This window comes from Ruminococcus sp., from assembly GCF_016287535.1.
Lineage (GTDB): Bacteria > Bacillota > Clostridia > Oscillospirales > Ruminococcaceae > Ruminococcus.
Map to the genome: position 1 here is coordinate 16,885 of NZ_JAEFAJ010000005.1, position 16,945 is coordinate 33,829.

Here is a 16,945-nt window from a genome sequence, read left to right on the forward strand (position 1 = left end):
TTGTCAAAGGCGGTACCGGTGCAAAAGTGAAAGAGACTCAGGAAGCAGACATAATAAATAATGATATGAATATGATAGGAAATGTAGGGCTGAGATATGAAGAATATCTTGATAACAGGTGCCGGATCTTATATTGGTACTTCATTTGAAAAATACTTAAAGCAGTGGCCTGACAAGTATCAGGCAGACACACTGGACATGATCAGTGATAACTGGATGAAGTATGACTTTTCCGGCTATGATTCGGTGTATCATGTTGCTGGTATTGCTCATTCCGATAAGGGAAAAATCAGCAAAAAAAAGCGGGACTCTATTATGAAGTTAACACAAAGCTTGCAATCAAAACTGCTTTGAAAGCAAAAAGATCAGGTGTTAAGCAGTTTATCTTCATGAGCAGTATAGTTGTATACGGTGACAGTGCACCGATCGGCAGGAAGAAAAATATTACCAAGTATACTCCGGTAAGTCCGTCAAATTATTATGGAGACAGTAAAGTAAAGGCGGAGAATGGTCTGAAAAAACTTGAAGATAATAACTTCAAGGTAGTGATACTCAGAACACCTATGATCTACGGAAAAGGCAGCAAAGGCAATTATCATCTTATGTCGGAACTTGCACAGAAGCTGCCTGTTTTTCCGTATGTCAATAATTGTCGTTCTATGCTTTATATTGAACATCTCATGGAATTTGTAAGACTCATGATCGAGAACGATGAAAGAGGAACCTTTTATCCGCAAAATGCTGAATACAGCAACACAAGCGAGCTCGTGAAGATGATAGGTGAGACCCATTCCAAGAGTATAACTTTGATCAGAGGCTGTACCATACCGCTAAAAATAATCTCACTGTTTACCTGCCTTATTGATAAGGCTTTTGGCAGTCTTACTTACGATCAGGAAATGAGTAATTACAAAAATGAGTATAGATTCAACACATTAAAGGAATCGATCTGTAAAACTGAGCGCAGTATTAAAAATCCTGCCGCATCAAAAAGGACATATGAAGAATTAGTTTCGGTTATTATCCCCGCTTATAATTGCGCTGATCTTATAAAAGGAACTATTGACAGCATACTTCAGCAAACATATAGTAATTTTGAAATAATAATTACAGATGACAACTCAACGGATAATACGGCATATGTGGTCAGGGAGCTTTGCAAGAAGGATAACAGAATAAAGCTTATTTGCTTGCATAATAATTCCGGTGTATGTGTTGCAAGAAATACAGCTATAGAAAATGCCAAAGGCAGGTATATAGCATTTGTAGATGCAGATGATCTGTGGATGCCTAAAAAGTTAGAACTTCAGATCGCTTTTATGAAAGCGAATTCATATGAATTTACATTTACAGCATATGAGACATTCAGAAACGGAAGCATGAAAAAATGTGCTGTTTTTGAAGTCCCGGATTCAATAAATTACAACCAGTATCTGCTCAATACAATTATTGGAAACTTAACTGTTATAATAGACAGAGAACTGATCCCGGATTTCCGGATAAAAGAAGGCGAACTCGAAGATGTTGTAACATGGATGTATTACCTGAAACATGGATACATTGCACATGGGCTGAATATTGATCTTGCTAAGTATAGAGTTTATGCTTCTTCAAGATCCGGAAATAAGATAAAAAATGCCGGAAGATATTACAGATGTCTGAGAAATACTCAGGGATTATCCGTGATCAGAAGTTTATTGTTAGAATGTTCGTATTTATTCAATGCGGTAAAGAAAAGAGTAATAGGCAAAATCAAAATGTGTTCCGAATAGATCATTTTTTTCATAAATACCCGATAGTATCATCCGATAAAATGTTTTTGCGAGGTAAAGCTATAATGGAAATTGTAGGCTATAACAATGATTATGCTTTTACAGATCATTTAGTTGAGGCGACAATAACCTGCAACTATAATGAACTGAAAGAGATTGCAGCATTTATAAATAAAGTCATAGAAGAACATAGCAGTGATGAATCACAAATCTGTTTACACCTTAGAGATTTTGTAAAAGACTGGGACAAGTCTTCTTCTGATTTAATAGTATTGATACCATAAAATCTGATCAACAGCTTTTTTTGCGATCCTTTAAATCAAATTGCTGCAAGTTTATAAACCAGAGTGCAGCTTCTTGTAGAAGTCGGCAAAGGAACATCGTTTATGTTCACATTGCCTGTAAAATAAATGCTTTTATATTCTACCATAATTTCAGAAAAAATCCAGTATATATTATCAGAGCAAAGTAATTAACTGCAGCGCTGCAATTGCTCCACAAGTCTTTTTATAATAAATATTGACAAAGCGGTATATCTATGATATAATCGATTTAGAATGTTATCATACACTAACAAATATATGTAAAAAGTTATGTAATACAGTTTATTCAAAGGATGTGCCTAAATGCTCGGAAAAGAAAAAACGGAAAATTATCTCAGAACTATTTTAAAAATTCAGGAAGCGTGCGGCAGTGCAAGAGGCATCGACATTGTCGGAGAGCTTGGTGTTTCAAAACCAACAGTAAGTATTGCTGTGCATGAGCTTGAAAAGGAAGGATATATCAAGTGTATCAACAGCTATAATATAATTCTGACAAGAAAAGGGATAGAGCTGGCTAAAAAAATAAAAGGAAGGTATTATTTTTTCCTTTTGATGCTCCGGTATCTTGGGGTCGGAGAAGAAAATGCCAAGACCGATGCGTGTAAAATGGAGCACAGTATGGGCGATGAATCGTATAAAGCGCTTTTGGATTTCTTCCTTCATAATCACCCTGAGATCGTATCACAAGAGAATAGCGGACTAAAGGAATTATTTTTTGACATATAGTTTGTTTACGCTAACCATATGAAAGGATAAATATGAAATGCTGAAAGGCATGGAATAAATTAAAAAGGAGTATTTATTATGGAACTAAAATTAGGCGATGTACAGACAACGGCGCTTATCCCCCTTGCAATCAAGGCGAATGAGACCCTCAGGAAAAACGCCCGTATAAAAGACCATAAGGCAGTTGAGATCATCAGAGCTCTGAATATTGATACAGAGCAGTACGATAAATTCATGTCCCACGAAGGTGTTATTGCAAGGACCATAATGCTTGACCGACAGCTAAGCGGGATAATTCAGAATGCGCCTGATACAGTGATCGTAAATGTGGGTGCGGGATTTGATGACCGTTTTTCCAGAGTTGATAACGGAAAAATACTTTGGTTCGACCTTGACCTGCCCGACGCGGTTTCCGCAAGAAGAAAGGCTTTCCCTGAACGTGAACGTGTTACCATGATCGCGGGAAGCGCCCTGGAGGATAGCTGGTGCGGACAGGTAAAGGAGTCCCTCACAGGCAGAAAATCAAAGCCTGTATTTATCGCTGAGGGCTTGTTCATGTACCTGACGCTTGAACAGATACGCACGTTTCTGGAAGTGCTGAAAAATAATTTCTCTGACGGCGGTACTCTTATCGCAGAGCAGAACTGCAAGATGATGCAGAAGAACGAAAAGCACCATGATACCGTGAAAAATACCAACGCACATTTTATGTCGGGTACGGATTCGGGACAGGAGATCGCCGATCTGGCGGACGGTATTCAGCTTGTGGAAGAACACAGCTTCAACGAAGAAATGAAAAAGTACAGTATCCGTGCAAAGCTGTTCGCGCTGCTGCTGCCCAAGATGAACGACCGCTGGGCGACTTTCAGGTGGTAAAACCGCATTGCCGGTATTGGAAAGCATAAAACAGAAAGGCGGTGCATCATGCAAAAAGAAGCTATAACCGGACTGTTATTGCCGTTTCTCGGAACGGCAGCAGGTTCAGCCTGTGTTTTCTTCATGAAGCACAGCCTGAACAAACAAGTTCAGCGGGCATTGACAGGTTTTGCTGCAGGCGTTATGACCGCTGCTTCAATATGGAGCCTTATCATTCCTTCAATGGATATGGGAGAAGATAAAGGGAAACTCGCCTTTATACCTGCTGTGGCCGGATTCTGGTGCGGAATTCTGTTTCTGCTTTTGCTCGATACCCTGATACCTCATCTGCACATGAATGCTGAAAAAGCGGAGGGCGTTCCGTCAAGGCTGGCAAGAACTACCATGATGGTGCTTGCAGTCACACTGCATAATATCCCCGAAGGTATGGCGGTCGGCATCGTTTATGCAGGCTTCATGTCGGGCTCATCTGATATGACCGCAGGAGGAGCGTTTGCGCTGGCGCTCGGTATAGCGATACAGAATTTCCCTGAAGGCGCGATCATTTCCATGCCGCTTCATGCGGAGGGAAAAAGCAAGGGTAAAGCATTTGCAGACGGTGTTTTTTCAGGAGTAGTCGAACCTATAGGCGCAGCTCTTACGATACTGTTCGCAGGACTGTTTCTGCCTGCAATGCCGTATTTACTGAGCTTTGCAGCAGGAGCTATGATATATGTTGTAGTTGAGGAACTTATACCCGAAATGTCAGAGGGCGAACATTCAAATATCGGAGTTATCATGTTTTCAGTGGGCTTTACGCTGATGATGACACTTGATACTGCTCTCGGATAATATTTGAAATTTTGTGGATATAATCATAAAAAGCTTAATACGAAAAGGAAACGGACTCTGCTGCATAACAGAGTCCGTTTTTATTACTTTTTCTTTGACTTGAATTTTTCAGGATCCTTTGACATTTTTACAGATACCATACCTAATATTACCATCATTAACGAAGCAAACACAATAATCATATTGAGCTTAGAGTTGCTTCCTGTCTGTGGCAGGTCAACAGACTCATCTGCGGAATTGGTTCCTTCACCTGTCTGCGGATCAATATAATAGATATCAAGAACATTTCCGTCTGCGTCTTTAAGTGTGATCTCATAAACACCGCTGTCAGTGGTATTTATATCCGTACCGCGGACGTGCTTTCCGTTTCTGTACTGATAGTCAACAACTGCCCATTCAGCAAGCTGTTTTGGCGTACCTATATCCTCAAACATATCTGATGTAACAGTTGCCGCTGCGGTAGTCGTTGACGAAGTCATCGCTGCTGTTGAGGGAGTAGTCACGGTTGTTGCGGCAGTCGTTGTTGTCGTCGAAGCAGTTGTGGTCACAGTAGTCGTTGTCACGGTTGTTGTAGTCGTTGTTGTTGCCGGAGCAGTTGCAGCAGCAGTCGTAGTTGTTGTCTCAGGAACAGAAGTATCTCCTCCGCCGAGGTCATAACCGCGTCCGCTGAGATCGGTGACCTTGCCCTCTGCAATAAGCCTGCAGCCGTCCTTTATATTGATAACAGCGTTATCAGCTATGAGCACATCCACATATTCGGGAATAGTAACATTATCTGTAACGTCTATATCGCCGAACAGTGTTAGTTCCGTGCTTTCGCCTGCATCCGCAGCCTCCTTGACAGCTACTCTGATATCAGCATATGTATTTGAGTTGCTGAGCATAGCTGTTGCCTTGCAATTGACAGGACAGCAGTCTGTAATTTCACCGCATATGTCGCATACACGTATTGCAAGACCCGGTTCATCGCCGTCAGGAGTCTTAACGACCTCATATCTGCCTGTTGATACGCACTGATGTGCATCGATCATGTTTATCCTCTGAACCTCCTTTGTGCCGTCTTTATACTCGAAAATAAGATCTCCGCTTTCAAAAGTCTTTGGCACCTTGATTCTGATGATGTCATCACCTTCAGGTATTTCAAGCTTTCCGTCTTTTCCGGAGGTATTGCCGTAAATGTCCGTGATCTCAACCGCACTGCCTGTTACAGTGACAGGGATATTTTCATTTTCTTCTTCGCCGCGTGTACGGACTTTCAAACTTACCTCTGCCCAGTTTCCGTATTTTTCAAAGAATAAAATATCATCACCGTTATCACTTCTAATACATATGATTCCCTGTGGTTCGCTTGCAGACTTTTTATTATAATACTCTATAATAGCATTACTTGCCGACTCTTCATCTTTAATGTCTATATTGACAATATAGTCTTTTCTTAGCTGTTCCAGGTCTGTTTCAGTGTCAAACGAACCGTCGAATATCATTTTCAGTCTGTCTCTTACATATTCCGTGCTAACAGCAATTTTTCTTTCTGTCGGTGCGTTTGTCTTTGTATCTATATCTACAGAATAGCTTACAGGAGCCTGCGAGCCTTCAAATCCGACCTCGATACACTTCAGGATATGCTCCGTGGGTAATTCACTGAAATACTTTGCAAATCTATTGCTGATCTCTCTTATTCCCAGAAGATTATTATCAGCATTGATCATGCTTAACAGCTCTTTTTCCTTTTCGTCAAATATTGCTGACGTGATATACTGCTCATAAACCGATTTCCAGAGGTCCTGTACCGTAAACTCCAGTGTAACAGTCTCATTCGGCGGTAATACGACCATGCGCAGTTTTTGGTCATCGGCATATCTTCCCATCAGATAGATAGTATCATACTTTGTTTCGGTTATTGTGTTTTGGCTGTCATCAGTTGTCGTAATAACAGCCTTTGAAAGCTGGTATTTCTTGTCTACCACGCAGTCAAGGTCGTAGATCGTATTTTTGGAGATATTTTTAAGGTTTATCTTTATGACATAATCATGATTGTAATATGAATACTTAGGAAGGACTATGTTCATATCAACAGCGCCAGAGGTGTAAACGTGAAACTTGTCCTTGGCTTTGAATGTCATTTTTATCTTATCATCCGGATCACCGTTTTTTGATCCTTCAAATACGGCTGAAAGCTCATACTCATCTTCCCTGTCTCCGCGGAGGAACCAGTGTGCGACCAGCGTTTTATTCTTGTCAAGGTCACCTATCTTCTGTACCTGTTCGCTGTAAACGAGCGTCAGTCCATCAGGAACATCGAGAGCTGCCTTGCAGTCTGTAACAGTTCCGCCGCCCTTGTTAAAGACAAGAAGCTGTACATCGTAGAATTCCTTGAGCCACCTGCTGCTGCCGTTAATGAAAAGGAACATTTCCTCATCGAGCGTCTCGGCGTGGTAAACATAAGAGCCAAGTTCATCGATATAAACTCCTTCGTGTTTGTCCTGACCTTCGGCTTCCTTATCAAGGTCTATACTGCGGCCGCCGGCAATCTTCATTCTTGTATTTTTGTATACTATATCTCCGTCGGGATCGCTGACCTCGTTCTTCTCGATAAACAGCTTGGTACTGTCAAATTTTGCATCGACGGAGTATTTGATACCGTTGAAGTTCTCATCGCCGCTGATGTCGATACCTGCTTTTTTGATCTCTTCCTTTGTCATAGGAGAAACAGAAAGATCTCCCGCGACCATAGGATCCTTTGTTGAAACTGCGGCAGTTGTCGTTGTTGTTGTAGATGTAGTAGTCGTTGTAGCAGCTGTGGTTGTTGTTGTCGTAGTATTAACTGCACCGGTCGTTGTTGTCGTAGTAGTTGCAGGAACTCTTACTTCAACATTAACAGTGCAGGTGCTTCCGTCAGGAGCCTGTACGCTTATAACAGCCTTGCCCGGCTCAGCCGCGCTTATCACGCCGTCCCTGTCAACTGCTGCGACTGCCGTATCGGAGGAGCTGTAGCCAAGATCTGTATGATCCGACTTGATGGTATACTTATCGCCGTTTATCATCGAGATGTCCTTAGGACCGATAACTATTTCATTATCAAAAGGCACGAACTTATAGTCATTGTCCGCTGCAAAGGTAGCGGCAGTTGATTTTTCGTAGCCGTGTACAGTACCGATGTAATCGTCGCTCATTGCGTTGTATGCTATATCGCAGGACTTGTTGTATATGTATACGTCGGCATTGCTGTTTGCGAATGCGTTTTGCTTTATCTCTGTCACATTCTCCGGAACTTCAACAGAAACCAGCGTCTCGCAGTTATTGAACGCATATTCTTCTATATAAGCTGTCTCAGAACCGCATATCTCCACCTCTCTGAGAGTTTTCATGCCCGAAAATGCATACTTTGGTATTTTTTCGCCGCCTGTAACAGTTATCTTTGAGATAGAATAGCCAGCGAAATCCATATTGTCGTTTTCCATTGAGCCATAATCAAAAAAGAACATATCTGCAACTGAGTCCCACCATCTTTCCTTTCCGTTAATCGCAGCTACACCATTTGAAAGGGCTGCATAAGGAACAGTAAGAGATTCAAGATGACAGCAGCCGTTCAGCATCAGCTCTCCCATTGAGGTTACGGAATCGGGAATTGTAAGAGAATGCATTGTACAATTACCGAATGCCCCTTTGCCAATGCTTTTAAGTCCGTCATTCAGCCTGAACTCCTTCATTCCTGTACATTTATTGAACGCTCTCACGCCTATGCTTTCGACTGTTTCAGGCAATTCCAGATTTTCAAGAGCGATGCAGCCTCTGAATGCATAATCGCCGACAGATGATACTCCTGAGCCGCTAAGGTCTATCTCCCTGACTGTTGTCATGCCGGAGAACGCATAATCAGGGATCACCTCGCCGCCTGTAACAGTTATCTTTTCAATGGCATAATTATAGAATTCCATATTAATGTTATCATATGAGTAATAACTATGCATGAACAGATCGGCAACGGAATTATTCCAGTCTGCTTTGCTGTCAGCTGCCGCAACAGCCTCTGAGGTAGCCGCATAAGGGATAGTCAGCTCTTTAAGATTTGTACAGCCGTTGAACATCTGACTGCCCATTGATGTTACTGTTGCGGGAACAGTCAGCTTCTCTATTCCTTTACAGTTCTGGAACGCATATTCGCCGAAGCTGTTATAGGTCTTTGGTATCGTGAATTCACCGAGGTTTTCACACTCTGCAAATGCATAGCTGCCGGCAGAGGTTATTTTTCCGTTATCGGGAAGAGCGGTTATAGGGTTTCCGTAATAGGAATAGCTTCCGAGCGATTCAACTGTTTCCGGGAGCTTTACGTCTGTAAGGACTGAACAGTTCCAGAAAGCGTAATCGCCTATGGAAGTTATCTTTGTGCCGCTGAGGTCTATCTCCCTGACTGTTGTCATGCCGGAGAACGCATATTTCGGAATTACCTCGCCGCCCCTTATAGTTATCTTTTCAATGGCATAATCAGAGAAATCCGCATTGTCATTATAAAATGAAAAGTAATTACTCAGGAACATATCAGCAACGGAAGTATTCCAGTCTGTTTCTCCGTCAGCTGCCGCTACAGTATTTGAGGTAGCAGCATAAGGTAGTGAAAGCTCTTTAAGAGCAGTACAGCCTTTCAGCATATGCTCTCCCATTGATGTTACAGAATCGGGTATGGTAAGCTCTGTTATCCCTGTACAATTCTGGAATGCCGCTCCGACAATGCTTTTAAGTCCGTCATTCAGCTTTAATTCCTTCAATGCTTTACAGTCACTGAAAGCAAGATCATTTATAGTCTCTAATGATGAAGGGAGACTGATGCTTTCAAGAGAAGTACAGCCGTTGAATGCGTATTTGCCGACAGAAGATACTCCTGAGCCGCTAAGGTCTATCTCCTTTATCGTTTCCATGCCGGAGAACGCATAATCAGGAATTATCCCGCCGCCTGTGACAGTTATCTTTTCAATGGCATAATCTGAGAATTGCATAGGTTTGTTATCATATGAGTAATAACTATGCATGAACAGATCGGCAACGGAATTATCCCAGCCTGCTTTGCTGTCAAGAGCTTCTTCCTTTGAGACAGCCGCGTAAGGGATAGTCAGCTCCCTCAGGGCAGTACAGCCTTTCAGCATCTGACCGCCCATTGTCTCTACAGGATCAGGCACAGTAAGAGCAGCTATATCAGAACAGCCGCTGAACGCGCCTGAACCGATGCTCTTTATCCCGTCGGGAAGAACGATAACTCCGGCAGCAGCCTTATCAGCGCTGCCACATGAAGAACATTTCAGGGAGCTCATGCCGCTGAACACATTGCTTCCTATGCTCGTTATGACAAGACCGTTTTCAGCGTCCTTGTCCTCAAATAGTATCTGTTTTACAGACTGCGCATTTTTGAAGGGCGATTTTTTAAACTCTGTCATTTCACCGTATCCGCAGATACGCAATAATCCGTTGCTGTAGATCTCAGCAGTGATATTCTCTCCGAGCGCTTCCGATTCGATGACAGCCGACTTATCCGGAACAGAGCGTATGATCGTTAAGTCAGAGGTATTGCCTTCTTTTACTGGGATATTTACGTCGTAAATTTCTGCTGCGCTATTCAGGACGCCTGCTGCGCCAGTCCTTGCGGACTGAGCCAGAGCTCCCGAAGTGAGCGCTGATGAGCATATAAGTATACTTAGCACACCAGCTGTGATTCGTTTAAACATCTCTTTCACTCCTTATTAGGTCTTTAATTGTTTATGTGTTTATTACAATATACTTAGATCAGCTTTTCCGGATATTTTCAGTTCAGGTCGCTTACCTGATAATCGCAGAGGCTTTCTGCTATTATCGAAGCATATCCGTTGTCTTCCAGAAACACTCTGACCTCATGTTCGGTCATAGGAGCCCCGGCTTCATCTCCGAACCTGTAGTCCGATGTTCTGAAGTATTCTGTCAGCTCGCCGTTCTCATACTTGTCGTATGCGAGACATACGCCGGTCTCAGCGTCAAAATCGGCTGTATAGCTTAATGACGAGTTTTCGTATTTTATGCTTGCGCTCGTTATTTTTCTTCCGTTTTCGTAGCTTTCCCCTGTTACCTCCCATTGCGAGCCGTTCAGAGCCGCACTTGTGAACTGATTCATACCGATATATTCTTTAAAGTATACCCTGTCTTTTATTTCTTCGGACTCAAGCTCAGTGCTCGTTTTTGTTATTCTTGCCAGCAGTCCGCGAGTGTTAAAGTCACCTGCATATGCGAACTTATCGTTAAGATAGTAATAATTCTCCTCGCCGTACAGGCGGCCGTCGGAAACATAGCGTTTCTTCTGCATCTCTCCTGTCATCGACGAATTGTCCAGCTTAACTGATCCTTCACTGAAACAGTAGAACGAACCGCTGCCCGATCTCTTGTTCAAAGTATAATCTGCCGAGAATCTGTCATAGTTGTATACAGCGCCGATACATTTTTCACGGAGCTGCTCCCCTGCTTCTTTATTATCAGGCTGCTGCGCTTCCTCAGTGGTCGTAACATCCGGCTCATCACCTGCTGTGGTCAATGTCGCTGCGGTGGTTTTGTCTGCTGTTGCATCAGCTGTAACAGCTGCGGTGACACCGGTCACGTTTGCATTGACTGATGTGACGCCGGAAGTTGCAGTTTCTGTGTTGAACGATGTTTTTGCGGTTGCTGCGTTATTGCTGTTATCCGTAATGTCTGATGTCATGCTGCTGTCAATGATATGATTGTCTACGCCGCCTTTGCCGGAATTAAAAGCGCGGACCGCGCCATAGGTGCCTGCAATAAGCAGTAATGACGCAGCAGCAGCCGAAGCAGTATGAGAAATTTTCATTCTTCTGCTGTACTTCTCAACGCCCTCCGCAACGTCCGTATACTCGCTGTCCTTTTCAGTGCGCTCCTTTATCCTTGCAAATATCTCTTCCTTTTTGGCGGCATCTGCCATAAGTTTCTCAACCGAATCCTTGTCCGCGCTTCGCAGGGTATAAATGATCTTTTTCTTCGTATTCATTTTATCCCTCCTTCTAAAGCGTTATACCGTCAGAGTGGAGAAGCTTTTTGAGGCGGGTCATCGCACGTCCGCACCTGACACGCACAGCAGCGGCGCTCATACCCGTCATTTCCGCTATCTCCCCTGAGGTTTTATTGTAATAGTATTTCTGGACGATTATCACCGAATCAGGCGGCCCAAGCTCGCCTATCTTGCTTAGCAGCAGATCCGCAAGCACAGCGTTCTCCGTATTTTCTTCAATATCTTCATCTCCGGCTATTTCAGCTACAGTTTCATCATCGGAAGATATGAAAGAATGATTCTTTACCGCAAGCTTTCTTCTCATGCTTATCGCTGCGTTTCGGGCAACTGCTCCTATATATGACTTCAGTGATATATTTTCATCAGGTCGCATCTTCATCATAATGGAAGCAAATACGTCTATAACGCATTCCTCAGAATCGTTCTGACTTCCGAAACCGCTTATTATCCTGTTTACTATTGAAAAAACGTAGTTGTAATACTTGTCAAAAAGCGCTCTCTGCCCGTTTGACGGAGCTTCGCGCATAAGATCGATTATTTTTTCATCAGTCATATAGTCCTCCTTTACATTTTTTCCGAGCATATTCGTCCTTATCTATAATAACGCAAATCTTCTGCAAAGTGCAACACTTTTTTTGAATTTTTTTTATTTTTTTCAGGATCATATGCTGACTGAACAGTAAAGCTCACGCATAAGGCGCGAAATATTGCGCAAAACTCCGGATACAGAGCTGAGCCTTCCAATTCTTTCAGATAAGAAAAAACCGGCTCATACACGTGGTACGAACCGGTCATATATATCAGAATATTATTTTTCTTTCAGGCTGTCGCCGAAGCCCTTGACGATAGGATCGAGGAAGTAGCGCATTACCGACTGCTTTCCTACCTTTACCTCAACTGCTCCTGTCAGTCCTGACATTATATCTATCTTTTCGTTGGTATTCTCAACGTCAAGCTTTACGAGATATACGCTTCCCATCTGCTCTGTATTGAACGAACTCGGACTTATATACTTTACCTTGCCCTTTACGGTTCCGTACTTGTTGTACGGATAAGCCTCAAGCTTTATCTCCGCGTCCATTCCCACCTTGATATCCGCTATATCCATATTCTTGAAGTAGCATACCATCTCTACTGCCGAACCCGCAGGTACTATCGTTACCATCTGCTGCGCCGCCGTCACGTTCTCTCCTATGTTATTCACGGAAATACTGTTGACATATCCGTTGGTGGGTGCTTTTATCTGCTGGTTCTTTCTTGACAGCTCATATTTTTCAAGCTCTGAATTGATCTGACTGAGCTTTCCGTTTATCTCCGACAGACTTGAGTTTATCTGCTCGCTGTAGGTGTTCTGCGCCTTCAGCACATTCGTCTCTGCCTGTATCGACTCATTTTCCGCCTGCTTTACCACTATTGCCTGAGCGTTATACTCCGCCTGTGACACTTCAGGATTGGTATTGTACTCCTCAAGTATTATCCTTGCGCGTTCCGTAGCGTGCTGCGCGTTTTCCTTCGCGCTTTCGAGTATGCTCAGATTGTTGTGATACGCCTTGTCAGTATCTATTATCGCAAGGATATACGGCTTTACATTTCCGGGATACTGCTCCATATTTATATTAGATATATCCTCGCTGTTCATTATCTTCGTATATATCTGCTTCTGAGCTTCAAGCACATTTTTCTGCTTGTTAAGCGAATCCGTGTCTATATCAAGGCTCTGGGTGTCAAGCTCTATGAGGACATCTCCCATCTTGACATATGCGCCCTCCTCCACATTTATGGACTTTATAGTTCCTCCGGTGTAGGAGTTGAGAGAACAGATATTTCCCACAGGCTGTATCGTTCCGTTTGACGTTACTACTATATCCGTCTTTGACAGGCAAGCCCATATCACCGCTGCCAGAAGAAGGGAAAATATACCGACTATTATTACCGTGCCTGCTATATGCGCCGGCCGCTCTATTATCTCCAGCATTGACGGCATGAAGTCGTATTTCAGCTCTTTATCGTGCTTTTTGCTGTGTTTCAGAGCGTATTCAGTGAGCTTGTTATCCATCTACCTCACCCCTTTGCTGCTGATTGTAGAGATACGCGTAGAGTCCGTTCTGCGCCATTAATCTTTCGTGTGTATCGTACTCTACAAGGTCTCCCTTGTCCACTACCATTATCTTCTGCGCGTCCTTCAGTGTTGAAAGGCGGTGCGCTATTATGATAACAGTTCTGTTGCGGCATATCTCCTTGAGATTGTTCTGGATTATGCTCTCCGACTCATAGTCAAGAGCTGATGTTGCCTCATCGAAAATAAGTATCCTGGGGTCGTTGAGTATTGCTCTTGCGATAGCTACTCTCTGCTTCTGACCTCCCGAAAGTCCCATTCCCTTTTCACCGATTATGGTATCGTATCCGTTGGGAAGCTCAAGTATGAAGTCGTGGGCGCCCGCTATCTTCGCACACTTCATTATCTGCTCCATAGTCGCTGTCGGACAGTGGATCGCTATATTCTCCGCCACTGTTCCGTTGAACATAAAGTTCTCCTGCAGTACCACGCCTATCTGCTTTCTCAGCATAGCCGGATTGACCAGTGATATATCCATTCCGTCCACGGATATCTTTCCTGCCTCCGGTATGTACAGTCTCTGTATCAGCTTGGAGATAGTGCTCTTTCCCGAACCGCTTCGGCCCACTACTCCCACTACTGTTCCGGATTCTATCTCAAAGCTCATTCCCTTGATTACCTCTCCGCCCTGCGGATTGTAGCGGAAATGCACCTTGTCGAACACTATTTTTCCTTCCAGCTTGGGAAGTGATGTAAGATTTGTATTAAGCACCGGCTCCGGAGCTGTATTGAATATATCTCCTATACGCTTTACCGAGAGTGACGCCTGCTGATATTCCTGCCACAGCTGTACAAGCCTGAGCACCGGTCCGCTTACTCTTCCTGAGAGCATACGGAAAGCAACGAGCTGTCCGACTGTGAAGTTTCCGTCCATAACTGCCTTCGCTCCGAAGAAAAGTATCAGAAGATCAAAGACTTTCTGTATGAACTGACCTGTTGTGCCCGCTGTTGCCGACACCATTGACGTCTTGTAGCTTGCCTTGACGTAGTCTGCCTGAAGCTCTCCCCACTTCTTCTCGAATTTGGGCTCCAGCGCGTAGGACTTTACGGTCTGCACTCCTGTTATGGATTCTACAAGGAATGACTGGGTATTTGCGCCTGTTTCAAACTTTTCGTCAAGTCTCTTCTTGAAAAGCGGAGTGACTATCGCCGAAAGTATGGCGTAAACAGGTATCGAGCATATTACTATCACCGTCAGCATACGGCTGTACATGAACAGTACGACGATGTACACGATTATGAACACAAGGTCTATCATGGACGACAGCGGCGTACCTGTAAGGAAGCTTCTGATGCTGTCCAGTTCCCTAACTCTCGCAACTGTTTCACCGACTCTGCGCGACTCGAAATACTTCAGCGGCAGGGCGAACAGATGCTTGAAGAGCTTATAGCTCAGCATTACGTCTATACGGTTGGTAGTATGCGTGAATACATAGTTCTTGGCAAGTCCGAGGATAAGCTCATATATGTACACTATCGCTATGCCTATGGTAAGGACGTTCAGGGTGGATATGCTCCTGTGTACAAGCACCTTGTCAACAACTACCTGAGTCATTACAGGCGTCAGTATGCCCAGTATCTGCACTGTGAATACCGCTATGAGTACCTGTATGAACTCCTTCTTGAATTTAAGTATCGTCGGAATGAACCACTTGAAGCTGAAGATCGCTTCCCTGTCCATTATTCCTTTTTTATTGATTATTATCGCTGTGCCGTCCCACATTCTCTGCAGGTCTATCCTTGTTTTTATCTCCGGCTGCGTCTTGTCCGCTGACAGTATCATGAACTTGTCCTCGTGGGACTTTGCGATTATGAAGAATTCCCCGTCATAGCCTCTTGCTATTATCGGATTGTTTACATCCTTCAGCTTTTCTATCTTCAGCCTGCACAGCTTCGCCTTCATTTTCAGCGCCTTTGCCGACTGGATTATCTCTACTTCCCCTGCTTTCTGCTCCGGGTCAAGTACCGCGAGATTCTCTGCCTGTTCCTTAGTTATGGGTATCCCATGGAACTTCATCACTATCATAAAACATGACAGACCGCTGTCTTGTTTCTTATTCATTGTTTTCCTCCGTTATTATTTAATAGTCAGAACCTTTCGTCCGTTTTTTTCTTCTGTAACAAGCACAGCCGCTCAATATCCGTCACTGTCATTTGATAATCCACAGGGAGCACCGGCTCGGACAGGCATATCCGTCGTTTTTCCGGCACTGCCGTCCCCTTTAATACAAACGGCCGCAAAACAGCAGTATAGTATGTTTTTCATATTATTTTCCTCCTATATCATTATTTGATCGGACTTTTACCCCAAGTCGAATCAAATAATATTATATAATAGCTGTCAAAGAATGTCAATACAAATTTGTCATTTAGCACTCAAAAAAAGCAGGAGCGGCTTATAAAAGCCGCTCCTGCTGAACGTATTTATTTGTCATACTACAGCTTTCTCTCGCAGTAAACGAGATACCGCTGACTGTTTACGCCGTAAGGATGACAGGTATACAGCGTGAGCATATCCTTGCCCTGCTGAATAAGTATCGGCTTGACTTCATCAGGCTCGATTATCTTGACCCTGACCACCTTGTACTCCAGCGTGTACCAGAAATTCTCCACCCTTACGATATCCCCTGTTTCAAGCTTCTCCACATAGCGGAGAAAATCCGAACCGCCGAGTCCGCGGTGAACAGCTATTACACAGTTGGTATTCATACCGCCTATAGGATAAGAGGTATTGGTCAGATGTCCGCAGCCAGCTGTCATATTGGCGTCATTCGCGCCAAGAAAGATAGGCAGCTTCAGTCCGAGCCTGTCGACCTCAAGAGTTCCCACGCTTTCGGTCTTGATGCCGTAGACCCTGAGATCTATCTCCGGCACCTGATAAGAATAGGCGCTGTTCAGCGTTTTCTGACCGTTCTCAAAGAGCTCCCTGTTCCTCGTTCTCATATACTGGAACAGCTTATCGAGGTAAACCTGCTCATCATCAGGCTCAGGGGTGCTGAGTATCTTCTTGTACGGCGCGAGATTGCCTTTTTCATCGACAGGCATATCTTCGCCGGGTTTCAGCTTTCCTTCATTGACAGCTTCTTCAATGAATTTGTCACGCTCTTCCTCGAATTCGGTGATATTATTATCCACCTGTTTCCTTATCATCATCCTGCTGACGATGGGATACATGAAAAATCCGAAGCCTGTCAGGAACAGCAGTATGAGAAGAATTATGATAATACGTCTCTTTTTTTTCTTGTTATTCTTTTTCAATGGC

13 protein-coding genes are annotated in these 16,945 nt (G+C 43.6%); 6 read left to right on the top strand and 7 right to left on the bottom strand.

The window, feature by feature from the left end; all coding sequences use genetic code 11:
• Positions 1-96 precede the first annotated feature (96 nt).
• The 6 genes from QZZ36_RS03685 (at position 97) to QZZ36_RS03710 (ending at position 4,528) form a co-directional block, all read left to right on the top strand.
• On the top strand, positions 97-354 hold the full coding sequence (locus QZZ36_RS03685) for a hypothetical protein (RefSeq protein ID WP_295076902.1): 258 nt from the start codon (positions 97-99) through the stop codon (positions 352-354).
• Positions 351-1,772: a glycosyltransferase gene (locus QZZ36_RS03690; RefSeq protein ID WP_295076905.1), complete on the top strand. Its 1,422-nt coding sequence runs from the start codon at positions 351-353 to the stop codon at positions 1,770-1,772. The genes QZZ36_RS03685 and QZZ36_RS03690 overlap by 4 nt, the downstream gene beginning before the upstream one ends.
• A gap of 65 nt (positions 1,773-1,837) precedes the next feature.
• Positions 1,838-2,056 carry a hypothetical protein gene (locus QZZ36_RS03695; protein WP_295076908.1) on the top strand — a complete coding sequence of 73 codons (219 nt, stop codon included), beginning with the start codon at positions 1,838-1,840 and terminating at the stop codon, positions 2,054-2,056.
• A gap of 342 nt (positions 2,057-2,398) precedes the next feature.
• Positions 2,399-2,821: a metal-dependent transcriptional regulator gene (locus tag QZZ36_RS03700; RefSeq protein WP_295076911.1), complete on the top strand. Its 423-nt coding sequence runs from the start codon at positions 2,399-2,401 to the stop codon at positions 2,819-2,821.
• Positions 2,822-2,899: 78 nt separating this feature from the next.
• Positions 2,900-3,697, top strand: coding sequence for a class I SAM-dependent methyltransferase (locus QZZ36_RS03705; RefSeq protein WP_295076914.1), 798 nt, complete (start codon positions 2,900-2,902; stop codon positions 3,695-3,697).
• A gap of 48 nt (positions 3,698-3,745) precedes the next feature.
• Positions 3,746-4,528 (top strand): ZIP family metal transporter, encoded by a 783-nt coding sequence (locus tag QZZ36_RS03710; RefSeq protein ID WP_295076916.1) that lies wholly within the window; start codon positions 3,746-3,748, stop codon positions 4,526-4,528.
• 83 nt (positions 4,529-4,611) lie between these two features.
• Here QZZ36_RS03710 and QZZ36_RS03715 read toward each other — a convergent pair whose 3' ends face one another.
• From QZZ36_RS03715 to QZZ36_RS03745, 7 genes are all read right to left on the bottom strand, one after another.
• On the bottom strand, positions 4,612-10,245 hold the full coding sequence (locus QZZ36_RS03715) for a leucine-rich repeat domain-containing protein (RefSeq protein WP_295076919.1): 5,634 nt from the start codon (positions 10,243-10,245) through the stop codon (positions 4,612-4,614).
• A gap of 77 nt (positions 10,246-10,322) precedes the next feature.
• Positions 10,323-11,546 (bottom strand): hypothetical protein, encoded by a 1,224-nt coding sequence (locus tag QZZ36_RS03720; protein WP_295076921.1) that lies wholly within the window; start codon positions 11,544-11,546, stop codon positions 10,323-10,325.
• 13 nt (positions 11,547-11,559) lie between these two features.
• Entirely contained in the window at positions 11,560-12,120 is a 561-nt protein-coding gene (locus QZZ36_RS03725; RefSeq protein WP_295076924.1) for a sigma-70 family RNA polymerase sigma factor, read from the bottom strand.
• A gap of 255 nt (positions 12,121-12,375) precedes the next feature.
• Positions 12,376-13,623: an HlyD family efflux transporter periplasmic adaptor subunit gene (locus tag QZZ36_RS03730; RefSeq protein ID WP_295076929.1), complete on the bottom strand. Its 1,248-nt coding sequence runs from the start codon at positions 13,621-13,623 to the stop codon at positions 12,376-12,378.
• Positions 13,616-15,745 carry a type I secretion system permease/ATPase gene (locus tag QZZ36_RS03735; RefSeq protein WP_295076933.1) on the bottom strand — a complete coding sequence of 710 codons (2,130 nt, stop codon included), beginning with the start codon at positions 15,743-15,745 and terminating at the stop codon, positions 13,616-13,618. Before QZZ36_RS03735 ends, QZZ36_RS03730 begins: the two co-directional genes overlap by 8 nt.
• Before the next feature lie 72 nt (positions 15,746-15,817).
• Complete coding sequence (locus QZZ36_RS03740) at positions 15,818-15,949, bottom strand: hypothetical protein (RefSeq protein ID WP_295076936.1); 132 nt, start codon at positions 15,947-15,949, stop codon at positions 15,818-15,820.
• A 170-nt stretch (positions 15,950-16,119) separates the two neighbouring features.
• Positions 16,120-16,941, bottom strand: coding sequence for a class C sortase (locus tag QZZ36_RS03745; RefSeq protein ID WP_295076939.1), 822 nt, complete (start codon positions 16,939-16,941; stop codon positions 16,120-16,122).
• Positions 16,942-16,945 lie beyond the last annotated feature (4 nt).